This window comes from Dehalococcoidia bacterium, assembly GCA_030018455.1.
Taxonomy (GTDB): domain Bacteria; phylum Chloroflexota; class Dehalococcoidia; order DSTF01; family JALHUB01; genus JASEFU01.
In genome coordinates, this window is record JASEFU010000003.1 from 160,566 (window position 1) to 184,237 (window position 23,672).

Consider the following 23,672-nt stretch of genomic DNA (forward strand, 5'->3'; position numbering starts at 1 on the left):
CATGCGCTTCTTTCGTGACATCAACCTCGTCTTCCTGACATACATCGCCAACTACCTGCTGGCGTTCGCCGTCAGCGTCCTCGTCGCGCGCGGGCTCGGCACCGACGGCCGCGGCGTCTACGAGATCGCCCTCCTCACCATCTCCATCGCCCAGGCGGTCATGTCGCTCGGCGTCGGCGTCGCCAGCCTCTACTACATCAATAAGGGAACCTATCCGCTCTCCGACCTGCTGTCGAACAGCCAGTTTGTGGTGCTGGCGTCCGCCGCTCTCAGCGGGCTCCTCGTTCTCCTCGCGGCCGGCACGTTCGGGCCCCGTCTCATCGAAGAGGATCTCCCCTACTGGGTGTTCGTATTCGGCGTGCCCCTGTTCCTCAACCTCAATTTGCTGACCACCTTCCTCCAGGCCCAAAGCCGCTTCTTGGCGATGAACTCGCTGCTCCTGCTGCGTCCCGTCATCATGCTCGCCTTGCTGGCGACGGGGCTTGCTGTGGGCAGCCTCGACACGACGAACGTCCTTGTCTTCTGGTCGCTGTCTGTTCTCGCCGCTGTCGTCCTCGGCCTGCTGCTGGTCGGCGCGCGCAACCTGCATCTCGGCACCGTGTTCCGGCCGGACTGGCGCGTTCTGCGGGCGCAGATCCGCTTCGGCGTGCAGGGGCAGATGGGGAACGTGCTCCAGTTGCTCAACTACCGGTTCGACAAGTACGTCGTCCTGCCGTTTGCCGGCTGGTCGGGAGTGGGGATCTACGGCGTCGGCGTGGGCGTTACCGAGAGCATCTGGTTCATCGCCAACGCCGTCGCCGTCGTGCTGCTGCCGCGGCTCACGAGCGCCCACAGCGACGAGGCGGCGCAGTTCACGCCCGTCGTCTGCCGCAACACGCTGCTCCTGAGCCTCGTCGCCGCCGCCGGGCTGGGCGTCCTTTCGCCGCTGCTGCTGCCGCTCTTCTTCGGGGAAGACTTCTCACCTTCGGTGACGGCTGTTTGGTGGCTGCTGCCGGGGACGGTGGCGCTCAGCGGCACCAAGATACTCTCCAGCTACATATTCAGTCAGGGGCGGCCGCTCATAAACACATACATCACTATCGCCAGCCTTGCCGTTACCCTCGCCTTCGACTTCGCGCTCATACCGTTCTTCGGCGTGCCGGGAGCCGCCGCCGCATCGTCCGTCGCCTACGGCAGCTCGCTCGCGCTCAGCCTCGCCGTCTACCGGCGCCTCTCGGGACGGCCCATCGCCGAGGCGCTGTTCGTGCGGCCCAGCGACGTCAGGATGTACGTCGACGCGGCGCGCACGCTGGGCTCGCGATATCTCCCGCTTCCCCAGCCCGCTGGCGATGCGGAGGGCCCGCCTTGACGCGCCCGCCCCTTCGTATCTGCGTCCTCGGCGACCTCGAAAGCGTCCACACGCGCCGCTGGATGCTGCCGTTCGTCGAGCGGGGCCACGAGGTGCACGCCGTCTCTTACTACCCGCTTTCATCGCCCATCGAAGGCGTTACCGTCCACGCGCTGACCGGTCTGGGCGCCGCGACCCCGACCGGCGACGCGAAGCGTACCGGCAGCAGCCTGGCCGGCCGGCTCCCGCCAACGCCGCTGCGCCTGCTAAACGCCCTCCGCTACCGGCGACGCGGCCTCGCCGACGCCATCCGCCGCATACAGCCGCACGTCCTCCACGCCCACTACGCTGTCGAGTACGGCTTCTTCGCCGCCACGACCGGCTATCACCCCCTGGTGGTCACCGCGTGGGGCTCGGACATCCTTGTCGCCGCCGAGAGATCGCGGTACGCCCGGCGGGTCGCCCGCTATGCCCTGCGCCGCGCCGATCTCGTTACCTCGAACAACGAGTACATGACGGGCCGCATACGCGACCTGGGCGTGCCCGCGGGGAAGGCGCAGACGGTGGTCTTCGGGACGGAGCGCTTCTTCCTGGAAGCGGACGACGGCGTCAACGCCCGCTCCGTTGCCTCCGGCTACCCGCCGACGGTCATCAGCACTCGCTCCCTCGATTCGCCGCTTTACAGGGTCGATCTCGTTCTCAAAGCAATGGCCGTCGTCCGCCGCCGTCTCCCGGACGCGCGGCTCCTCGTCGCGGGGTCAGGCCGGCTGCAACCGACGCTCGAACGCCTGGCGGGGCAGCTCGAGATCAGCGATGCCGTCACTTTCCTCGGCTTCCTCGACCGCGCCGCCTTCCGCGACGCCCTCGCCTCGGCCCACGTCTACGTCTCCGTGCCCGCATCCGACGCCACGTCCGTCAGCACGCTCTCGGCGATGGCGGTCGGGTGTTTCCCCGTCCTCTCCGATCTGCCGACGCAACACGAGTGGATAGAAGACGGCGCGAACGGGCTCCTCGTGCCGGTGGGCAACGTCGACGCGCTGGCGGAGGGTATTGTGCGGGCGCTGGAGGACGAAGAGTTGCGGCGACAGGCGGTCGCGCTCAACCGCCGCCGCATCGAGGAACGCGGCCTGTGGGAAAACGAATCGCTGCGCATGGAAGAACTGTACTACGATCTGGCGGATGTTCGCTGAGGGTAGCGACGTTCCCGCCGAAACGCGTCTTCGCCGATCTTCGTCTCGGAAAGCCTTGACCAACGACGGGGCACTGGTTATCATGCCGCCTAGCGGGGTAGGGGGTGTGGGATGCGCCTTTCATTCAGACCGAAGACCGGCACTGCGACCGCTGCAGAAGCGTCTCCCGGCGGCCGCAGTGCTTCATTTTCAGCCGTCTGCTCAAGAGCCGGAAGAGATCGAGCCATGAAGCCCCTCAACCGTTATCGCATCAGCCGCGCCGGCTTGGCGCTGCTCCCGCTGGTTGCCCTTGCCGCCCTTGCCGCCGCCTGCTACAACGTGGGCACCGAGAACTCCTGGATAAGAGTCCAGAACATGGGCTCGCAGGCGGCCACGGTCGAAGTGCAGTACGTCAACGAAAACGGGAGCGTCATCACGTCCGAGACGAGCTGGCCCCTCGCGCCGGGAGAAGGCTGGACCTTCAGTCAGGCGGCAAGTCCGAACGTGCCCAAAGGCTTCCTCGGCTCCGCTGTCCTCATCAGCGACCAGCCGATGGCCGTGCTCATGGCGAAGGACTCGGACCGCGGCGGCGGCTGGTACCAGGCAGCGGGCGAGACGATCGCACTGAATGCGGGCAGCGGCAAGCTCTACCTCCCGCTGGTCACCAATCGCGACGGCATGCTGCAGGACTGGAACGCCAGGTTTACCGTCCTCAACAGCGGCGAGACAACCGCCTGCGCCACCCTCATCTACACGAGCAACGTCACCGACTCTGAGGTCCACTGGGACCCTTACAGGCCATCGGACAGCGGCGCCGCCCGGCTTCCCGGCTGCCCCAACGGCGGCATGCCGATACCGCCCGGCGGCTCGATATTCCGGTCGTGGTTCACGATGGGGGTCGGCCCCGGCTTCACGGGATCGGTCAGGATCGAACTTCACAAGAACGATAGGGGCGTCGCCCCTGCGCGACAGCTCGTCGCCGCCACCGCCGACATCTGGAACACGAACACGCGGCACTTCGCGTCCTACCGCGGCCTCACCTTTGACGAGATGGGCACCGACCTCGTGCTCCCCCTGCTCGAACGGGAGGCAAACGGCGAGTGGAGCACAGACTTCGAGATCATGAACAGCGACCCCTCGCAGCCGGCGACGATAACCCTCGATATCTCCGGCTGGGACGGCAGCCAGAACCCGCCCCAGTTCATCACCAAGCACAGCACGTTCACGGTGCGGGCATCGCGCATGTGCTTCCAGAACAGCGACTGGTTCAACTGCCTCATGCCCGGCGACACCCTGCCCCGCAACTTCTACGATGGCACCGGCCGCATCAAGTCCAACAAGCCCATCGGCGTAATCATCTCGCGCAGCTCCAACCGCAGCGAGTCCTACGTCAACTTCCGCGCGATCCGCACCGACCAGGCGGTCCGGAAGTACTACCTGCCCCTCGTCGACAAGAACGCGCTCGGCGTCTTTAACCGCACCGGCTGGCACTCATGGGTTCGGATAATCACCGCCGATGGGGGCGCGGCCAACATAACGGTTCGTTACTTCGGCGGCGGCCTGCCCAACGGCCAGACATCCTACGGCCTGCCCATGCACCGCAGCGCGACCATCATCCAGCCCTGGGACAACGCCCTGCCGGCGAGCTTCATCGGCTCGGCGGTAATCGAGTCGGACAGACCCATAGTCGTCATCGTCGATGTCGTTGCCGGAAGCTTCCCGGGCGACCCCGACATCATGTACAACGCCGTCCCCGCATCCTGATCTGCTCGCCCAACGACGCCGACCGGACCCAAGCCCACGCCATCCGCTTCGTCCGCCTGATGCGACGCCCTCTAGCGCCGCATTGGCTCGATAAGTAGACTAAGAGCGCTCTCGTCTAGCGACGCCCGCCCTCGATAGCACGAGCGAAGGAACGTATCGATGGCAGTAGCCGAAGCCCGACAGCCCGCAGCCCGCGCGCGGCCCCGGCACGCCGCGACGCCCGCTCTCGCCATCGTGGTGCTTGTGGGCGGCGTTGCCGCCGCCGTCGTCGTCGGCGCTCGCTACCCTGCCCTGCTTGCCCTTTCCGCGGGATGGCTCGTCCTTGCCGCCGCCGTATTCCGACGGCCGCAGCTCGCCGTCCCTGTCATCGTCCTCCTACTGCCGCTCGAGATATCGAAGCTTTTCTTCCCCTTCCTGTCGACGCGACAGGAGCTCGGCGGCGGCCTTCCCCCTACGTCCATCGTCGACGTCGGTCGTCTCGCCATTGTCACCGCGGGCGCTGTCTGGGCCCTCAACCCGCGCCTGCCGCGCTCTCTCGCTTTCGCCGGCTCCGCCCTGACGTTGCCCTCCCTCACGCTTCTGGCTCTCTATGCGCTCTCCGTCCTCTGGGCGCGCGACGTCGAGGCCGCCCGTTCCGAGACGCTGCGCCTCGCCTTCCTCATCGCCTTCGCTGCCCTCATCCCCGTCTTCGTCCGCGACCGGCAGACGCTGCGCTGGTGCCTCTTCGCGCTCATCGCATCAGCGGCCCTGCTCGCCGTCGCCGGCGTCTACCAGCAGGCGACGGGCGTCTTCTTCTGGAACGAGGGGCTCGGCCTCTACGGCGAGCGCCGGATCAACGCCACCTTCGCCGACCCCAACCACTTTGCGCGCCTCCTGCTCCTTGCTCTCGTGCTGGGCATCGCCCTGTTCTTCTTCGTCGAGCGCTGGTGGCGTCCGCTGCTGGCCGCCGCCCTCGCGTTCTGCGCCCTCACCCTCGTGTTCACCGGCTCGCGCAGCGCCTGGCTCATCGCCGCGCCGCTGCTGCCTCTGCTCGTTCTCTTACTGCCGCTCTCCGGCCGGCTGCGACTCCGCCTGCTGGCGGCGGGCGGCCTGGCGCTTGTCGCCGCCGTCGCCCTCGGGCTTGCCGTCAGCCCCTACTTCCGCGACCGCATCGAGACCTTCCGCTTCGGCGCCGAGGCGTCGGGGGCGCGCCCGTACCTCATCGAAGCGGGGCTGCACATGTTCCGCGATCACCCCGTCTGGGGCGTCGGCGCAGGCGGCTACCAGGACTCGTTCGTGAACGACTACTACTACTACAAAGACCCGAAGATAAAGGCGAACGTGACCCTTTCCCACACCTCCGCCGTGACCGTCATCTCTGAGCTCGGCGTCCTGGGCGCCGTCGCCGCGCTGTTTCTCCTCTTCCGCTGGGCGCGGATAGGAGGTCGTCTCTGGGCGAACGGCGCCAGCGAGACGAAAGCGCTCGTGCTCGGCCTGTGGGGGATGTCGCTCGTAATACTGTTGTCCAGCCAGACGGAGGGACGCCTCTTCGACGACCCCTACCTCTGGCTCGCGTTCGGACTCGGCGTGGCGCTGCAACGGATCGCCAGAGAGGAGGAGTCGACCTCGCGTGCGGGTCTGCTATCTCGCTGACGCCCCCTACGTCCATACCGTGCGCTGGGTGCGCCACTTCGCCGCCCTCGGCTGGGAGGCGCACGTCGTCTCCTTCCGCCCGGCCGAGATCGAGGGCAGCCGCGTCCACTACGTCGACGGCTGGGAGCGCGCGCGCAAGCTGCGCTATCTCATCCACGCGCGGCGGGTCCGGCGCCTCGTCCGCAGCATCGAGCCCGACCTGCTGCACGCCCTTCACCTGACGAGCTACGGTTTCCTGGGCGCGTACGCCGGCGTCCACCCGTTCATCGCCTCCGTCTGGGGCACCGACATCCTCCAGGCGCCGCGTCTGAGCCCGTTTCACGGGTTTATCACGCGCTACGCCCTCCGGCACGCCGACCGCATCACCGCGACCGGCGTCCGCCTCGCCGAGGCCACCGTGCGCTACGTTCCCGAAGGCAAGCCGGTCACCGTCGTGCCGTACGGGGTCGACCTCGATGCGTTCCGCCCGCAGCCGAAGCCGGACGGCGCCGCCCTCACCATCGGCAGCGTGGGACGCCTCTCGCCCGAGAAGGGGCTGCCCTACCTCCTGCGGGCAGCGGCGGAGGTCGCGCGCGTGCGCCCCGATGTGCGGGTGCTGCTCGCCGGCGACGGCCCGGAGCGGCGGCGTCTCCAGCGGCTGGCGGCGCGGCTGCGGCTGGACGTCGAGTTCGCGGGCGAAGCGCCGCACGAGCGCGTCCCCGACATCCTCGCCCGCCTCAACGTCTTCGTCATGCCCTCCACCTACGAGGGGTTCGGCGTCGCCGCCCTGGAGGCGCAGGCGATGGAGGTGCCGGTAGTGGCCTCGAACGTGTACGGCATCCCCGACGTGGTGGAAGACGGCGTGACGGGCATCCTCGTGCCCCCCAGGGACGTTCGGGCGCTGGCCGACGCCCTGCTGTCGCTCCTCGACGACGCGGAGAAGCGGCGCGCGATGGGGAGCGCGGGGAGGCGGTTCGTCGCACACCGCTACTCGTGGCGGGAGAACGCCGCTCAGATGGAGGCGCTCTACCGCGAGCTGCTGCAATAGTCACGTCTCTTGATTCGACGGACGCTTCGGGGGCCTTGACGCGCAGCGCAGATGCTCGACCGCTACTCCTGCGTCCGCAAGCACACCGCCATAGGTTGCGGCGCTCGCCAAGCCGTGCTATTTTCTTAAGGCATTCGCCAAACAAGCCGGCTCATTCACCCGCTGTTTCACAATCGTCACAAGATCGCGACAGAAATGGCCAAAGCCACGGATGGCCTGCCCTTCGTATCCGTTCTCATTCCGATGCGCAACGAGGAGCGCTACATCGGACCGTGCCTGCGCAGCCTCGCGCGCCAGGACTATCCCCGCGACCGCTTCGAGGTGCTGGTGATGGACGGCGCCTCCACCGACCGCTCGCGCGAACTCGCGCAGAACGTGGCGCAGAGCGAGAGCCTGCCGCTCCGCCTCATCGATAACCCCGGTCGCTCGACCGCCCGCGGCCTCAATCTCGGGCTGCGCGAGGCCCGCGGCGACGTCATCGTCCGCGTCGACGCCCATACGGCCGTGGCGCCCGACTTCCTGACGGAGAGCGTCGCCGCCCTGCGTGAGACGGACGCCGACGGCGTGGGCGGCCCCATCGAGAGCGTGGGCGAGGGGCTTGTCGGCGAGGCGATAGCGCTCGCCATGTCGTCGCCCTTTGGCGTCGGCAACGCCCACTTCCGCTATAGCCGGGAGACCCTCTACACCGATACCGTCGCTTTCCCCGCCTACCATCGAAAGCTGTTCGATGAAGTGGGCCCCTTCGCGGAGGACATCGAGTACGGCGAGGACGACGAGTTCAACTACCGCCTCGGCGACGCCGGCAAGAAACTGCTGCTGACCCCGCGCATAAGGTCGACTTACTTCACACGCTCGTCATTCGCCGCCCTCTTCCGTCAGTACCTGGGCTACGGCAGGGCGAAGGTGGAGGTGCTGCGGCGGCACCCCCGTCGCGCGCGGCTGCGGCAGTTTGTGCCTGCCATCTTCGTCGGCACGCTCGCCGCGCTCAGCGCCCTCTCACTCGTGTGCGGGGCGTCGAGGAGAGCGCTGGCCGTCGTGGCCCTGTCGTATCTCGCCGCCTCGCTCGCGTTCTCCGTGCGGATCGCCTCCCGCCGCGGGTGGCGCTACCTGCCGCTACTGCCGGCGGCGTTCGCCTGTTTGCACGTCGCCTACGGCATCGGCTTTCTGTGGAGCCTTGCGCGCACGGCCTCGAATAAGACCAGCACGCGACCAGACTTTGGGGAGGAAGTGGGATGACACAATCTGAAAACACGGGCGCGACGACCGAACAGGCCGCACCCTTGCCCTTCTGCCGGCCCGATATCACCGACGCCGAGATCAATGAGGTCGTCGACACCATACGCTCCGGCTGGCTGACCACCGGCCCGAAGACGCAGCAGTTCGAGGAGCAGTTCAAACGCTACGTCGGCAGCAAGCACGCCATCGCAGTCAGCTCCTGCACGGCCGCCATGCACCTCTCGCTGGCAGCGGCCGGCATCGGCGAGGGCGATGAGGTGATCACGACTCCCCTCACGTTCTGCGCCACCGTCAACGTCATCATCCATCAACGCGCCACTCCCGTCCTCGCCGACATCTCCCTCGACGACTACGACATCGACCCCGAGCAGGTCGAGCGGCGCATCACCCCGCGCACAAAGGCGATCATGCCTGTTCACTACGGCGGCCAGCCCTGCAAGATGGATGCCCTGCTCGACATCGCGCGGCGCCATAAGCTGCTGCTCATCGAGGACGCCGCCCACGCCGTCGGCGCCAACTACCGCGGGCGCCCCATCGGCACCATCGGCGACACGACGTCGTTCAGCTTCTACGTCATCAAAAACCTGACGACAGGCGAAGGCGGGATGATCACCACTAACGACGACGCCCTCGCCGACAAGCTCCGGCTGCTGCGGCTGCACGGCATGAGCCACGACGCCTGGAAGCGCTACGACGCCCGTGGCTCCTGGTACTACGAGGTGCTCGCGCCCGGCTTCAAGTGCAACATGACGGATGTCCAGGCCGCGCTCGGCCTCCACCAGTTGGAGCGGCTGGAGGGCTTCCTCGGGAGACGGCGCCAGATTGTCGCCCTTTACGAGGAACGTCTGTCGCGCTTGCCCGAGTTGATTCTGCCCGCAGCGCGGCCCGAGGTGCGGCACGCCTGGCACCTCTACCCCATCGTGCTCAAGAACGACGGCCTGACCATCGGGCGCGACGAGCTCATTGAAGAACTCAAGGCGCGCGGGATCGGCACGTCCGTCCACTTCATACCCATCCATCATCATCCTTACTATCAGCAGGCGTTCGGCTGGAAGCCCGGCGACTTCCCCAACACCGACCAGGTGTTCTCCGGGCTCCTCTCGCTACCCCTGTTCACCCGCATGAGCGATGACGATGTTGAACGCGTGGCAACCGCTTTGGAGGAGATCATTGTCAACCACCGACGCTAAACCTTTATTGCCGGCAGAGCTCTTCGACCGGGTGGCTGCTACGCTGGGCTTCGTCGTCCTGAGTCCGCTCGTGCTTCTTCTCGGCCTGCTGGTGAAGCTCGATTCGCCGGGCCCTGCCCTCTTCGCCCAGAAACGGATCGGTTTACGCGGGCGGCCGTTCACCATGTACAAGTTCCGCACCATGACCGCGAACGCCCACGAGCAACCGCACCCGCCGCAGCGAGTGAACGACTTCTCGACCTTCGTCTTTCACTCCATCTGGCCCGACAAGCGGGTCACGCGGTTGGGGCGCATCATGCGGCGCGCCAGCCTCGATGAACTCCCGCAGCTCCTCAACGTCATCAAGGGCGACATGCGCCTCATCGGCCCCCGCCCGGACGAGCCTTATCTCGTCGAGCAGTACCGTCCGGAGTTCCACCGCCGCCACGACGTCAAGCCGGGAATCACCGGCCTCGCCCAGGTCAACGGCCGCTCCGATTTGACGTACTCTCAGATGATGGCTTACGATCTGGACTACGTGGACAATCACCCCTTTTCTCGCGATCTCGCCATTCTAATGAAGACGGTGGCGGTCGTCTTGCGCAAGGAAGGAGCCCGTTGAGAGAGGCCCCGCGCAAAGCCCTTAAGGGAGGAGGCGGCTAGACAAGGATGCGAGACCTGAGCCAGATCAGACTGTTCGTGCGGGCGCTGCCCTTCCTGGCGATCGACTTTCTCATCGTGATGGCCGCCTACGCCGCCGGTTTGGCCCTCCGCTTCGACGGCAACGTCCCCGAAGAGTCGTGGAACTGGTTCTTCTGGGCCGTCCCCCTCATCGGTGTCGCGTATCTCTTCAGCAACCTGGTGTTCGGCGTCTACCGCACCGCCTGGCAGTACGGAGGCCTCACCGACGCCTTCTATCTGGGGCTGGCCGTCAGCCTGGTCACCCTGCTGGCATTCGGCATAAACGCCATGCTGGAGCACCGGCCCATCCCTCTCAGCGTCAACCTGATAAGCGGCGCACTCATCCTCCTTTTCATGGGTCTTGTGAAGCTTTCTCCGCGTCTTATCTCAGGCACGGCGGCCCCCCTGCGCTTCGGCTCCCGCGCCGGGCGCGGCGTCATCATCGTCGGAGCGGGGAGCACCGGCCAGCTCCTCGCCCGCGAGCTGCTGCACAATCCGCACTGGAACTACCGGCCGCTTTGCTTCATCGACGACGACCCGAAGAAGAAGGGCGTGCGCATCCACAGCGTGCCCGTCCTCGGCAACCGCTACGACATCCCCACGCTTGTCGACAAGCACAGCGCCGACCTCGTCGCCCTTGCCGTCCCCACGGCGACGGCGGCCAGCATCCACGAACTTCTGACCCTTTGCGAGTCGATACACGTTCCCGTGCGCATCGTGCCCCCCCTCGACGCCATCGTAAGCGGCAAGGCCAAGCCGGGCGAGATGCGCGAGGTCACCATCGACGACCTCATAGACCGCGACGAGGTGGGGATCGACCTGCCGCGCTGCCGTGAGCTGATCGAGGGCAAGTCCATACTCATAACGGGCGCCGCCGGCTCCATCGGCTCCGAGCTTGCGCGGCGCGTCCTCGAATTCAAGCCCGCCAGCCTTCACCTCCTCGACGCCAACGAGGGCGGCCTCCACGAGCTGCGCGTCGAGCTTTCCCAGCGCTCGGAGGACTGCCAGATCAGGCCCTGGATGGGCGGAATCAACGACAGGAACAAGGTCTTCCAATCATTCGAGGCGGCGCGGCCCCACCTCGTCTTCCACTCCGCCGCCTATAAACACGTGCCTTTGCTGGAAGAGAACCCCGACCAGGGCTTCCTCGTCAATGTACTTGGCACGCTTAACGTCTTTCAGGCGGCGAGGCACGTCGGCACCCAGAAGGTGATCTTCCTCTCCAGCCACGCCGCCATGAACCCCTCCAGCGTCATGGGTGCCACCAAGCGCATCGGCGAGCTCCTTGCCCGCAGCCTCGGCGACGAGCGGACGAAGATCGCCGCCGTCCGCCTCGCCAACGTCATCGACAGCCGCGGCGGCGTGATGAGCACGTTCTGGCGCCAGATCCAGCGCGGCGGCCCCGTCTCCGTCACCCACCCCGACGTCGCCCGCTACTTCCTCACCGTCCACGAGGTCGCAAGCCTCATACTGCAGGTCGCCGTCCTCGCCGACACAGGCAACGTCTTCGTGCTCGACGTCGGCGAAGAGGTCAAGATTGCGGACCTCGCGGAGCGCATGATCCGCTCCAAAGGGTTCGAGCCGGGGCGCGACATGGAGATCGTCTTCACGGGGCTGCGTCCGGGCGAGAAGCTGCGCGACGACCTTGTCGGCGAGGGCGAGGCCCTTCAGCCGACCGCGCACCCGAAGGTGTTCGCCGCCCGCGGGCCCGCCGTCTGCCCTTCCGACGAACTGCTTCGCCGCATCGCCGAGACGGAGATGCACCTCGCGCGCGGCCCCGACGCCGTCGCCGCCGAGCTCCACGCCCTCGCCCGCCTCGACCTCTCCGCGCCGACGGCCACTTAGCGCTGCACAGGAACCTCGCCGTGAAGATCGTCTCGGTGGTGGGAGCGCGCCCTCAGTTCATAAAGGCCGCCGCCCTCAGCCGCGTGCTGTCCGCCCGCCACCAGGAGGTGCTCGTCCACACCGGCCAGCACTACGACCCCCTCCTTTCCGATGTCTTCTTCTCCGAGCTCGATCTGCCGCCGCCGGACTACCATCTCGGCGTCGGCTCCGCCACGCACGGAAAGCAGACGGCGCAAATCCTCGAGCGACTGGAGCGCGTGCTGCTGAAGGAGCGGCCGCAGCGCGTCCTCGTCTACGGCGACACTAATTCGACCCTCGCCGGCGCTCTCGCCGCCGCCAAGCTCAACATCCCGCTCGCCCACGTCGAAGCGGGGCTCCGCAGCGGCGACCGCACGATGCCCGAAGAGCTCAACCGCATCCTCGCCGACCACTGCGCCGACCTCCTCTTCTGCCCCACGCAGACCGCAGTCGACAATCTGGCCCGCGAAGGGATAACGGCCGGCGTCCACCTCGTCGGCGACGTCATGTACGACGCCCTTCTCGCGCAACTGGAGCGGCTGGACCCGCGGGCCAAGCTCGAACGCCTGGCGCTTACCCCCCGCGGGTACGTTCTCGTGACCGTTCACCGCGCCGCCAACACCGATGATCCGCGCCGTCTCCGCGCCATCCTGGACGCCCTCGGCGCGCTCGCGCTGCCCGCCGTCTTCCCCGCGCACCCGCGCGTTCTCAAGGCAATGGCCGCCGCGCGCCTCTCGCCGCCTCCTAACGTCCGCGTGATCGACCCCGTCGGCTACGGCGACATGCTCGCCCTCGAAAAAGAGGCCCATCGCGTCCTCACCGACTCCGGCGGCATGCAGAAAGAGGCCTTTCTTCTCGGCGTCCCTTGCGTTACCCTGAGGGACGAAACGGAGTGGCCCGAGACTGTAGCGTGCGGTTGGAACACGCTCGCCGGCGCGGACGCGGAGCGCATTGCCGCCGCCGTTGAGCGCCCGCCGCCGACCGGCGACAGGCCGCCGCTCTTCGGCGATGGCCACGCCGCAGAGAAGATCGTGAGGGTCCTGAAGGGATGATCCACCCCAGCGCTGAAGTTTCGCCGGACGCGAAGATCGGCGAGAAGACGGTCATCTGGAACGAGGCGCAGGTCCGCGAGGGGGCTGTCGTTGGCGCCGAATGCATCATCGGCAAGGGTGCCTACATCGACAGGGACGTGGTGGTAGGAAACAAGGTGAAGGTCCAGAACCGCGCCTCCCTCTACCGGGGCGTGACGGTCGAGGACGGCGCCTTCATCGGACCGCACGTCGCCTTCACCAACGATCGCTACCCCCGCTCGATCACGCCCGACGGCCGCCTGCGCACCGACGACGATTGGGAGCCGGAGCCAACGCTCGTGCGCTACGGCGCGTCCATCGGCGCGGGCTCCGTCATCCTCCTCGGCGTGACCATCGGCCGCTGGGCCATGGTGGGCGCCGGGTCGCTTGTCACCCGCGACGTGCCCGACCACGCGCTCGTCAAAGGCAGTCCCGCACGCGTGACCGGCTACGTCTGCTGCTGCGGCCGCCCGCTCCGGTACGATGCCGCCTGCGGCCACTGGCTCTGCGACGCCTGCGGCGCCTTCTTCGATCTCTCGGCACCGAGCTGCAGATGACCCTCATTCCTATCGCTCAACCGCTTCTCGGAGATGAGGAGAAGCAAGCGGTCCTGGAGGTCATCGACTCCGGGCGGCTGGCGCAGGGGCCGCGCGTCCAGCGCTTCGAAGAGGCCTTCGCCGCCATGTGCGGCGTACGGGAAGCAGTGGCCGTCTCGTCGGGCACGACGGCGCTGATGGCCGCCCTCCTCGCTTGCGGCATCGGCGCCGGCGACGAAGTTATCACGAGTCCGTTCACGTTCATCGCCACCGCCAACGCCATCGTCTTCACCGGCGCCCGCCCTGTCTTCGTCGACGTCAGCGAAAGCGACTTCAACATCGACCCAGCGCTCATCGAGGCGAAGATCACTTCCAATACGAAGGCTATCTTGCCCGTGCACCTGTACGGCCATCCCGCCGACATGGAGCAGATCATGCGCATCGCAGGCGCGCGCGGCCTCGCCGTCATCGAAGACGCCTCCCAGGCGCACGGCGCCGCCATCGATAGGCGCAGGACGGGCAGCTTCGGCGCCGGCTGCTTCTCCTTCTACGCGACGAAGAACATGACCACGGCTGAAGGGGGCATGATCACGACAGACGACCCCGAGATCGCCCGTCGCGCCCGTCTGCTGCGGGACCACGGGGAGACCGCCCGCTACCACAGCGAAACGCTGGGCTACAACTTCCGCATGACGGAGATTCAGGCCGCTATCGGCCTCGTGCAATTAAGCAAGCTCCACGAGTTGAACGAGCGCCGCCGCGCCAACGCCCGCTTCCTGACCGAAAACCTGCGCTCCGTGATTACCCCCAGGGAAAGGCCGGGCTGCCGCCACGTCTACCACCAGTACACCGTCCGCGTCCCGTCGCCGCAAGGCGGCCCCACCGCCCGCGACGCCCTGGCCGCGCGCCTTCTCGATGCCGGCATCCAGACGAGCGTCCACTACCCGCTGCCCGTGCACCGCCAGCCGCTCTACCTTCAGATGGGTTACCGCGACGAGCTACCGGTAGCGGAGCGCCTGAGCGATGAAGTGCTGTCCTTGCCGGTGCACCCCGGCCTCACCGAGTACGATTTGGCGGCGATCGTGAAGGCAGTGAACGAAAGCCTGCCTGACGGAGGTGGGAGTTGACAGCGCCGCTCAACGCCGCTGTCATCGGACTGGGCTCGATGGGCCTGAACCACGCCCGCGTCTACCGCGAGATCGACGGCGTGGAGCTTACCTCCGTCGCCGACATCGATCCCGCGCGATTGCGCCTCGTGCCGGGCCCTCGCCGGTACGAGGACTACCGCCGCCTGCTCGCCGAGGAGAGCGTCGACCTCCTCTCCGTGTGCGTGCCCACGCGCCTCCACCGCGAGGTAGCCCTCGCCGCTATCGAGCGGGGCGTCGCCACGCTTATCGAGAAGCCGATAGCGGCCGGTCTCGATGAAGGACGAGAGATCGCGCGCGCCGCGCTCGAGGCGGGCGTGCCCCTCATGATCGGCCACGTCGAGCGGTTCAACCCGGCGGTGCTGGAGCTGAGGCGGCGCCTGCGGGCGGGCGAACTCGGGCGCGTCTTTCAGGTCCACGCCCGGCGCACCGGCCCCTTCCCGAAGAGGGTACGCGACGTCGGCGTCGTCCTCGACCTCGCGCCCCACGATATCGATGTCATGCGCTTCCTGCTCGACTCGGATGTGGCCCGCCTGTATGCGGAAACGGAGCAACGCATCAGCACCGAGCACGAGGACATGCTCTGCGGCCTGCTGCGCTTTCAGAACGGCGTCGTTGGCCTGCTCGATGTCAACTGGCTGACGCCCGTCAAGGTGAGGCAGCTTGCCGTCCTGGGAGAGAGAGGGCTGTTCACACTCGATTACCTGAAGCAGGAGCTGCGCTTCTTCGCCGGGCGGGCGGAGCTTCCGGAGGGCGCGTCGCCGCCGGGCATCGAAGAAGCAGAGGCGGAGCTGGTTCCGGTGGAGAAACGCGAGCCGCTGCGGGTGGAGCTGGAAGCGTTCGCCGGCGCCGTACGGAGAGGCGACCCGCCGCCCGTCGGGCCCGACGAGGGGCTGGCCGCCCTCGACATCGCTTACCGCCTCGTCGAGTCCGCGCGCGCGCACCGGCCCATCGACTGCGTCCGTAATAGAGAGGCCGCGCCGTGAGCGAAGACCTGTCGCCGGCGGCCGTCATCGGGCTGGGACGCATCGGGCTGCCCCTGGCCGCGCAGTTCGCGTCGAAGGGGCTGCCCGTTGCCGGCTGCGACATCGACGCGGCGCTCGTGGCGCGGGTGGCGGCCGGCGCCTGCCCGTACGAAGACGAGGACGGGCTGGAGCCACTGCTGAAGACGGCCCACGACGCGGGTCTCTTCTCGGCGACGACCGATACGGCGGCAACGGTGGCGGAGAGCGCCGTTATCGTAATCATAGTCCCCGTCGGGCTGACGGCGGAGCAGCGCCCCGACTTCAGCGCCCTCGACGCCGCCGCCCGCGCCATCGCCCCCCGGCTCCGACGCGGTTCCCTCGTAGTCCTGGAGACGACCGTTCCCGTGGGTACCACGCGGCGGCGCCTCGGCCCGCTGCTGGAAGCGGGCGGCCTGAAAGCGGGGCGCGACTTCGCCCTCGCTTACAGCCCCGAGCGCGTCTACGTCGGGCGCGTCCTCGCCGACCTCCGGCGCTACCCCAAGATCGTGGGCGGGATCGATGCGGAGAGCACACGAAGGGCCGTCACGTTCTATCAGCGGGCCCTCGACGCCACGGTGACGCCCGTCGCCTCCTGCGAGACGGCCGAGTTCGTGAAGCTGGCGGAGACCACCTACCGCGACGTCAACATCGCCCTCGCCAACGAGCTGGCGCGCGCAGCCGACGACCTCGGCGTCGACGTGACGGAGGCGATAGCGGCCGCCAACTCACAACCGTTCTCGCACATCCACCAGCCCGGCGTCGGCGTGGGCGGACACTGCATCCCCGTCTACCCGCGCTTTCTGCTCGAGAACGCGCCCGCCATGTCGTTGCCGCGGACGGCGCGGGAGACGAACGACGGCATGGCCGGCTACGCGGCGGAAAAGCTCTCGCGGGCGCTCGGCGGTCTTTCCGGCAAGACCGTCCTTATTCTCGGCCTCTCCTACCGTCCCAACGTCAAGGAAGCCGCCTACTCAAGCACGTTCGCACTGGCGCGCGAGCTCTCCGCTGCCGGCGCGCGCGTCCTTGTCCACGATCCTTACTTCAGCGATGCGGAGGTGCGCGCGCTCGGCCTCCAGCCGCCGCCCGCCTTCCCGCCGCCGCAGGTCGACGCGGTGGTTGTCCAGGCGCTCCACGACCAGTACCGCGGCCTCGATCCGGCATCGTTCCGGGGCTGCTCGGTAGTGCTGGACGGGCGCAACGCGCTTCGAAGGGAGCCAATCGAGGCGGCGGGACTGCGCTACCTGGGCATCGGCAGGTGAAAAGACGCCCCTCCGGGAGCGTCCTCCAATGATTGCCCTCCTATGACATTGGACCAGCGCGGTCAGCGGTAGCGGGGAGTGTGCAGGGCGCCGCTCGTGATGGGCTCGTCTATGTAGAGGTCGCCGTTGCGGATCTTGATGTTGAAACCGCATTCGGGGTTAGTGCAAGCCCATGCTTTGTAGTGAATGGGTGCGCCCTGACTGCCAAAATCAGATAGGGGAACGAGGTCTCCTATCTTGCACTTCTGACATTTTGGCAAAACGGGTATTTCCACGAACCACCTCCCCGGCCGGGGCTTTGCGGCACCGGCTGTCGACGGGCTGCCTTGCCCGTCACTCCATGACCGTGCGGGGCTCTACGCGGCGCTGAGTATAGCAAATGCGCATACTTTTTAGCAACAGTTTCTGCGAAAACCATCGCGGCGCTTATTCCCGTCGCGCCGCCGCCTGTTATTCCTCGCGCACACCGATTTCGACCAAGAGCCGCTTCTCCTCTCCCGGCTCAATTGTCTGGAGCCGGCCGGCAGCACGTTCCGCCGCCTGTCCCAAGACGAAAGCGTTGCCGGGCTCAAGTCCCAGCACATACGTGCCTTTCCCCATCATCCGCCATTGCGTGAGATACGGCAGCTCCGCCTTTCGGTAACGCACGTGCACCGACAGCCCCAACCAGGGGTTGCGCAGCGCCGCCTCGGCCATTCCTTCATGGTCTGCGGGCAGATCGTGAAGGAACACCTGCTCCTGAAACTCCGCTGCCGGCGACTGAAACCTGGCCCACGCGTCCAGCCCCCCGGCGGCCACGTCGTCCCGGGGCTCCACGGTGTGCGGCGCGGCCACCATCTCGCTTTCCGGGCTGAGCAACGGGAACCCGAGATTCACGTGGTACAAGAGCATGAACGGCGACGGCGTGTCGCCCAGGTTCGTCACGCTGTCTTCTATCCGGATGTCGCGCCCGCCGAGGCGGAAGCTGATCGTCCGCCGCAACTCCAGGTGCTCGCTGAACAGCCGGTACTGCTTCATCCGCCCCTGGAGGCGCCACCTGTACTCGTCGCCCTCCCACTCACTGTCGACGATTACGCCTCGCGCCGGGATGACGGACAGCCGCCCGTGCAGCCCCAGCGGCTCCTTCTCCATCCCTTCACTCGGCGCGCCGATCTGGGTCAGTCCGCAGCCCGTCATCAGCCCGCCGCCGAACGTCCGCAGCCATCCCACACCTTCCGGCTCATAATGCGCAGGATGGGCGAAACCGGCGCCCGAAAGCCAGGCCAGGGGCACCCCTTTGTACTCTGCCGCTCCGATGTCCATCCCCCTATCGAGAAGCACCGTAAAACTGAGTCCGCCGCCGGTGCGGCAATCGGCGACGCGCACGCCGCGCTCGGGGCCGTCGGTAAGTTCCGCGAGCTTCACGCCGCCGATTTGAGATATGTCTCCCGTCATCGCCGCGAGGTCCTCGCGGCTCCATTCACGGCCAAACAGCTCTGCCATTCTCCCTCCTCGCCTGCAGGCAGCCGCGCATCGTTCTTTGCTGCGTCAATTGCCGGACGTCCGAATGATAGCACTCACGTCACGAGCGCCGCCACGCGTGCCGCCGCCCGCCAACGAGTGGCAATTCCCCGCGATTCGCGTATCATTAACGGGGGCATAACGCACGATAATTCCCTGGAGCGATCGGCATCTTATCGAATCGCCGATCACCTGCCGATTTGCTCCCCGGGTTGTAATCTGTCAAGATCAACGCCGTACGGATAAGGCGGCCGCTGATGGCACAGACGATCCTTGTCGTCGACGACGAGCGGAACATCGTGCAGCTAACGCGCCTCTATCTCACGAAAGAGGGGTTCGAGGTCGAGGCTGCATACGACGGCCGCCAGGCGCTCGAAAAGGCGCAGGCGCACCGCCCCGATCTCATCGTCCTCGACCTCATGATGCCTGAGGTCGACGGCCTCACCGTCTGCCGCGAACTCCGGAAGCAGAGCAACGTGCCCATCATCATGCTCACGGCAAAAGGCGAGGACGTGGACAAGGTGGTGGGGCTCGAACTGGGCGCCGACGATTACGTCACGAAACCGTTCAACCCCAGAGAGCTTGTGGCGCGGGTGAAGGCCGTTCTCCGCCGGGCGCAGGCGGCGGCGGAACCCGCTGCCGTGCTCGAGGCAGGCGGACTCCGGATCGACGTCGGCCGACGCGAAGCCGTCCTCGACGGCCGTCCCCTGAACCTGCGCAGCAAAGAGTTCGACCTGCTCGCCGCTTTTCTTCGCAATGAGGGAATGGTCATGGACCGCGAGCGGCTGATCCAGCAGGTCTGGGGACTCGATTTCTACGGCGACAGCCGCACAATCGACGTCCACGTCGCGTGGCTACGCGAGAAGCTCGCGGGCTCGCGCGTCCACATTCAGACCGTCTGGGGCATCGGCTACAAGCTGGTGGTGGCGGAAGATGCCGAGAAGCCTTAGCACCAAGCTCATCGCCGCGTTCGCTTTCATCATATTCGTATGCCTTTTCTCCGCGGGCACAGCCTTCGTTCTGTTCCTGCGCGATTCGGAGGTGGAACAAGCGCGGGAGCGCGTAGGACGGCTTGCGGAACCCCTCGCCCTCCAGGTCACGTATCTGGAATGGGTGGGACTGTCCACGGAGGATATGACTTCCGTCCTGAAAAGCTACGCCGAGCGGTTCGACGTCCGTCTCCTGCTCGTCGACAAGGCGACCTCGCGGGTGGTCTTCGATACCGAGGACCGCCTAGAGGGAGCCACTGTCGACGCCTTCAACACCGCGACAGCAGGCACCGAACGCGTGGGGCCGATATACGTCTGGCAGATCCGCTTCAGCGAAAACGGTACGAACCTGCTCCTCTTCACCCCGCTCGACACAACGGCGGGGGGAGAGCGCCCGAGCCCCACTATTCTCAGCAGTTATCGCACGGTTGTGGCGGTGCCGGAAGAGGACATCACCTCCGCCTGGCTGGACGTTTTGCCCCGCCTTGCCGTCGCCGGCGGCATCGCCCTCGTCATATCCGTCGCCGTCGCCCTGCTCCTCTCCCGCTCCATCTCCGGCCGGCTCGCCCAGATCACGCGCGCCTCCGAGGAGATGGCCCGCGGCAGGTACGACCAGCAGATCGACGTGCGCGGACGCGATGAAGTGGGACGCCTGGCGACCGCTTTCAACACCATGGCAAGAGAGGTCGATCGCTCGCAAAGCGCCCTGCGTCAGTTCCTCGCCGACGCCTCCCACGAGCTGCGCACGCCCCTCACCTCAATCCAGGGCTTCAGCCAGGCGATGGTCGACGGCGCAATCGATACCCCGGAAGGGCTCGCCGATGCGGCGCGCATCATAAACGATGAGGCGCAGCGCATGCGCACCCTCGTCGACGAGCTTCTCGAGCTTTCCCGCATCGAGGCCGGCCAGGCGGCGCTGCAAATCGAGCCGCTGCAATTGGAGGAGTTGTTGCAGGCGACAGTTGAGCGGTTCCAGCAGCGCGCAACAGAGAAGCAGATCGAAATGCGCCTCAGGGCTAACGACCTCCCACAATATGAGGGCGACGGGCGGGCCCTGGAGCAGGTCTTCTCCAACCTCGTCGACAACGCGGTGCGCCACACCCCGGAAAGCGGCCACATCAGCGTGGAGGCGAAAGTCGTCAACGGCTCCGTGAGGGTATCCGTGCGCAACAGCGGCTCGCTCATACCTCCCGAACACCTGCCGCACCTGTTCGAGCGCTTCTATCAGGTGAACGGCTCAGGCGCGGACGAAGGTCACACGGGGCTCGGCCTTGCTATCGCCTCGGAGGTGGTGCAGGCGCACGGCGGCGAGATAACGGTGAAGAGCTCGCAGCAAGAAGGGACCGAGTTTACGGTGGCGCTCCCGCTGAGCCGGAAGCAGCTCTGACGTTCACCGCGAACGCCGCACCAGCCACCACTCCAGGCTGTCCGACAACGCCAGCCAGCTCGCCTCGATGATGTTCGGAGAGCAGCCGACCGTCGTCCACGCGTGCTCGCCGTCCGTCGATTCGATGAGCACGCGCACGATGGCCGCCGTCCCCGATGGGCTGTCGACGATGCGTACCTTGTAGTCGACCAGCTTGACGGCTTCAAGTGTGGGGTAGAACTCCAGCAGCGCCTTCCGTACCGCCAGGTCGAGCGCGTTGACCGGGCCGTCGCCCTCAGCGACCGTGTGCATGGTCTCGCTGTCCACGCGCACCTTGACTGCGGCCTCGGCGAGCATCTCGCCTGCCTCGCCGCGCTCCGGCTCGCTGTGACGGCGCACGACGACCAGGAAGTCCTTCAGCTCGAACGGCGGCTCGTACCCGGGCCGGCTGCGGCGCGCCAGCAACTCGAACGAGGCCTCCGCGCCCTCGTACTGGTACCCTTCCGCCTCCTTCGCCTTCACCCGCTCTAGGAGCTCCCGCGCCTCCTCGTTGCTGAGGGCGATATCGACTCCCCGCTCTTTCAGCTTGCTGATGACGTTGCGGTACCCGGCCAACTCAGAGACAAGCACCCGCTTTTCGTTACCCACCACGGCCGGATCGATGTGCTGGTACGACGACTCGCTTTTAACGACGGCCGCAACGTGCATCCCCGCCTTGTGCGCGAATGCGCTTGCGCCCACGTAAGGCGCGTGGTCGTCCGGCACCATGTTGGCGATCTCGCTCACGTAGTGCGAGATCTCGGTCAGTCGCGCGAGCTGCTGATCGCTCACGCAATCGATGCCCATCTTCAGCTTGAGATTGGCGATAATGCTGACGAGGTTGGCGTTCCCGCAGCGCTCGCCGTAGCCGTTCATCGTGCCCTGGACGTGGACGGCGCCCGCTTCCACAGCGGCGAGGGAGTTGGCGACGGCGAGATCGGCATCGTTGTGGGCGTGAATACCGACAGGCGCGCCCAGCGCGCGCGCCGCCGCCACGGCCTCGACGACCTTGCTCGTGACGGTGCCCCCGTTCGTATCGCATAGCACCAGGCAATCGGCGCCTGCCTTCGCGGCGGCGCGCAGACACTCCAGCGCATATTCGCGGTTATCGCGGAACCCATCGAAGAAATGCTCCGCGTCGAAGAACACCGTCAGGCCGTGCGACTTCATGAAAGCGATGGAATCGGTGATCATCGCCAGGTTCTCTTCGAGTGACGTCTCGAGCACCAGTCGCACGTGCTCCTCATTCGCTTTCCCCACGAGGGTGACCGCGGGCGTGCGGGCATCGACGAGCGCGCGCAGGTTCGCGTCGCTCTCGACGGCCACACCGGCCCTACGGGTGCTTCCGAAGGCGACGATCTTCGCGTTCCGCAGTCGCAGCGCTTGCGCCCGCACGAAGAACTCCGCGTCCTTGGGGTTGGAGCCGGGCCAGCCGCCCTCGATGTAGTGGATGCCCAACTCATCGAGCTTCTGCGCGATCTTCAGCTTGTCCTCGACGGAGAGGGAAATGCCCTCCATCTGCGTCCCATCACGCAACGTCGTATCGTACAGCTCCACGCTTTTCATAGCAGCACCCATTCTAGACACAGGCAGGCCGGGCCGACGCCGGTAGTAGGTCACGATTTGTCAACACTGATCTCCGCTACGACCGGTGCCTCAATCGCCTCAAGGAGTTCCGATGCAACATAGACTCGCGGCCACTTACCCTTATCCAGGCGCACTATGCTGGTCTTCCTCAGCTTCTCAAGGGCGTTTCGAGCCCCTTGCGCGCTGCTCCCCAAAAGCCGCCGAGCGAAAGGCACGGTCATGAACGGATAGGCAAACAGTTCGTCCAGCAGACGCACAGCGTTTCCCGACACGCCTGCCGCATGCAGCGTTGCCCTGTATTCCTCTTGCAGCACCCTGATTCGTCTCGACCTTACCAGCGCATCCTGCGCCTGCTCTGCCACGCCTCGAAGGAAGAACCGCAGCCACGAATGCCAGGCGCCGCGCGCGCTTACATCGTAAAGATGGTCATAGTACTCGTTTCGGTGACGGTCAAAGAATGCGCTAAGATACAGCAGCGGAGTGGGTAGTACGCCTTTCGCACACAAGAAGAGGGTTATCAAGAGCCGCCCGATGCGGCCGTTTCCGTCACGGTAAGGGTGTATGGCTTCAAACTGATAATGCATCATCGCGCATTGAACCAACGGAGGGATCAGCACATCCTCGTTTACAAATCTCTCCCAGTCTGCCAGTGTTTCTGGCACAAGGTCAGGCGGAGGCGCGATGTATCGCGCTTCCTCGATGCTTGTCCCTTCTGAACCGATCCATACCTGGCATCCCCGAAGTTCACCCGGCCTCTGGTCTTTGCCGCGCACGTCGGCCAGCAACTCGGCGTGAATCTGGTTGACCAATCTTATGCTGATCGGCAACAGATTGAGTTGAGCGAGGCCGTACTCCAGGGCCCGAACATAATTGGCGACCTCCCTGACATCCCCCCGAGCCCGCCTCTCCCCGGCAGCCTCAAATAAGAACAAGTCCGATATCGACGCCTGAGTTCCCTCGATCCTTGAGGAGAGGACAGCCTCGCGCCGCACAAAAGGTCTGATCAGCAGATGAGGGTTACGCAGCGTCTCGCCGATTCCGGCAAGTCTGGCCACCGAGCGCGACGCCCGGTCGAGCAGGAACACGAGAGAAGCATCCAAGTCCATTTGGCGCGGCAACGGGTCGGGCACAAAAGCCATCTGCCCCTGAATTGTCGGTACTACCCTGCCGCATGGACTATGCTGCAATGCGTACACTATTTAGCAAAACACCACCACTTGCAAATTCACCGGGAATGCCAACTTTTCGGGCCTATTGTAGCAAATTACTCCCGAGTTAGCAATTGTCGTTGCTTCGTTGGCGCACAAGC

General features: G+C 66.3%; 19 protein-coding genes. 16 read left to right on the plus strand and 3 right to left on the minus strand.

Translation table 11 applies throughout. The features are described 5' to 3' along the window. Position 1: 1 nt before the first annotated feature. From QME71_05990 to QME71_06055, 14 genes are all read left to right on the plus strand, one after another. Positions 2-1,348, plus strand: a complete 1,347-nt coding sequence (locus QME71_05990) for a polysaccharide biosynthesis C-terminal domain-containing protein (protein MDI6857846.1) — start codon at positions 2-4, stop codon at positions 1,346-1,348. Then, entirely contained in the window at positions 1,345-2,517 is a 1,173-nt protein-coding gene (locus QME71_05995; GenBank protein ID MDI6857847.1) for a glycosyltransferase, read from the plus strand. Before QME71_05990 ends, QME71_05995 begins: the two co-directional genes overlap by 4 nt. Positions 2,518-2,742: 225 nt before the next feature. Next, positions 2,743-4,260 carry a hypothetical protein gene (locus QME71_06000; protein ID MDI6857848.1) on the plus strand — a complete coding sequence of 506 codons (1,518 nt, stop codon included), beginning with the start codon at positions 2,743-2,745 and terminating at the stop codon, positions 4,258-4,260. A 159-nt stretch (positions 4,261-4,419) separates the two neighbouring features. Further along, the gene (locus QME71_06005) at positions 4,420-5,892 is read left to right on the plus strand and encodes an O-antigen ligase family protein (GenBank protein ID MDI6857849.1); all 1,473 of its coding nucleotides are present in this window, start codon (positions 4,420-4,422) and stop codon (positions 5,890-5,892) included. Continuing rightward, positions 5,870-6,919, plus strand: a complete 1,050-nt coding sequence (locus QME71_06010) for a glycosyltransferase (protein MDI6857850.1) — start codon at positions 5,870-5,872, stop codon at positions 6,917-6,919. The genes QME71_06005 and QME71_06010 overlap by 23 nt, the downstream gene beginning before the upstream one ends. Positions 6,920-7,114: 195 nt before the next feature. Beyond that, the gene (locus QME71_06015; protein ID MDI6857851.1) at positions 7,115-8,155 is read left to right on the plus strand and encodes a glycosyltransferase family 2 protein; all 1,041 of its coding nucleotides are present in this window, start codon (positions 7,115-7,117) and stop codon (positions 8,153-8,155) included. Further along, positions 8,152-9,345 (plus strand): DegT/DnrJ/EryC1/StrS aminotransferase family protein, encoded by a 1,194-nt coding sequence (locus tag QME71_06020; protein MDI6857852.1) that lies wholly within the window; start codon positions 8,152-8,154, stop codon positions 9,343-9,345. The genes QME71_06015 and QME71_06020 overlap by 4 nt, the downstream gene beginning before the upstream one ends. Continuing rightward, complete coding sequence (locus tag QME71_06025; protein MDI6857853.1) at positions 9,326-9,946, plus strand: sugar transferase; 621 nt, start codon at positions 9,326-9,328, stop codon at positions 9,944-9,946. Before QME71_06020 ends, QME71_06025 begins: the two co-directional genes overlap by 20 nt. A gap of 47 nt (positions 9,947-9,993) precedes the next feature. Beyond that, on the plus strand, positions 9,994-11,850 hold the full coding sequence (locus QME71_06030) for a nucleoside-diphosphate sugar epimerase/dehydratase (GenBank protein MDI6857854.1): 1,857 nt from the start codon (positions 9,994-9,996) through the stop codon (positions 11,848-11,850). Positions 11,851-11,870: 20 nt separating this feature from the next. Continuing rightward, positions 11,871-12,920 carry a UDP-N-acetylglucosamine 2-epimerase (non-hydrolyzing) gene (gene wecB / locus QME71_06035; protein MDI6857855.1) on the plus strand — a complete coding sequence of 350 codons (1,050 nt, stop codon included), beginning with the start codon at positions 11,871-11,873 and terminating at the stop codon, positions 12,918-12,920. Continuing rightward, positions 12,917-13,495 carry an acyltransferase gene (locus QME71_06040; GenBank protein ID MDI6857856.1) on the plus strand — a complete coding sequence of 193 codons (579 nt, stop codon included), beginning with the start codon at positions 12,917-12,919 and terminating at the stop codon, positions 13,493-13,495. The genes wecB and QME71_06040 overlap by 4 nt, the downstream gene beginning before the upstream one ends. Next, positions 13,492-14,601 carry a DegT/DnrJ/EryC1/StrS family aminotransferase gene (locus tag QME71_06045; GenBank protein MDI6857857.1) on the plus strand — a complete coding sequence of 370 codons (1,110 nt, stop codon included), beginning with the start codon at positions 13,492-13,494 and terminating at the stop codon, positions 14,599-14,601. The genes QME71_06040 and QME71_06045 overlap by 4 nt, the downstream gene beginning before the upstream one ends. Further along, positions 14,598-15,605 (plus strand): Gfo/Idh/MocA family oxidoreductase, encoded by a 1,008-nt coding sequence (locus QME71_06050; GenBank protein MDI6857858.1) that lies wholly within the window; start codon positions 14,598-14,600, stop codon positions 15,603-15,605. Before QME71_06045 ends, QME71_06050 begins: the two co-directional genes overlap by 4 nt. Continuing rightward, positions 15,602-16,882, plus strand: a complete 1,281-nt coding sequence (locus tag QME71_06055) for a nucleotide sugar dehydrogenase (protein ID MDI6857859.1) — start codon at positions 15,602-15,604, stop codon at positions 16,880-16,882. The genes QME71_06050 and QME71_06055 overlap by 4 nt, the downstream gene beginning before the upstream one ends. A 450-nt stretch (positions 16,883-17,332) precedes the next feature. On the opposite strand, the gene QME71_06060 is transcribed toward QME71_06055, so the two are convergent. Next, positions 17,333-18,364, minus strand: a complete 1,032-nt coding sequence (locus QME71_06060) for an aldose 1-epimerase family protein (protein MDI6857860.1) — start codon at positions 18,362-18,364, stop codon at positions 17,333-17,335. Positions 18,365-18,639: 275 nt separating this feature from the next. On the opposite strand from QME71_06060, the gene QME71_06065 reads away from it, so the two are divergent. Both QME71_06065 and QME71_06070 read left to right on the plus strand, forming a co-directional pair. Then, positions 18,640-19,332, plus strand: coding sequence for a response regulator transcription factor (locus tag QME71_06065; GenBank protein MDI6857861.1), 693 nt, complete (start codon positions 18,640-18,642; stop codon positions 19,330-19,332). Continuing rightward, positions 19,316-20,758 carry a HAMP domain-containing sensor histidine kinase gene (locus QME71_06070; protein MDI6857862.1) on the plus strand — a complete coding sequence of 481 codons (1,443 nt, stop codon included), beginning with the start codon at positions 19,316-19,318 and terminating at the stop codon, positions 20,756-20,758. Before QME71_06065 ends, QME71_06070 begins: the two co-directional genes overlap by 17 nt. Before the next feature lie 3 nt (positions 20,759-20,761). Here QME71_06070 and cimA read toward each other — a convergent pair whose 3' ends face one another. Both cimA and QME71_06080 read right to left on the minus strand, forming a co-directional pair. Continuing rightward, positions 20,762-22,342 carry a citramalate synthase gene (gene cimA / locus QME71_06075; GenBank protein ID MDI6857863.1) on the minus strand — a complete coding sequence of 527 codons (1,581 nt, stop codon included), beginning with the start codon at positions 22,340-22,342 and terminating at the stop codon, positions 20,762-20,764. A 50-nt stretch (positions 22,343-22,392) separates the two neighbouring features. Next, a complete protein-coding gene (locus QME71_06080) occupies positions 22,393-23,502 on the minus strand; it encodes a Fic family protein (GenBank protein MDI6857864.1) in 1,110 nt (369 codons plus the stop codon). Positions 23,503-23,672: the final 170 nt, after the last annotated feature.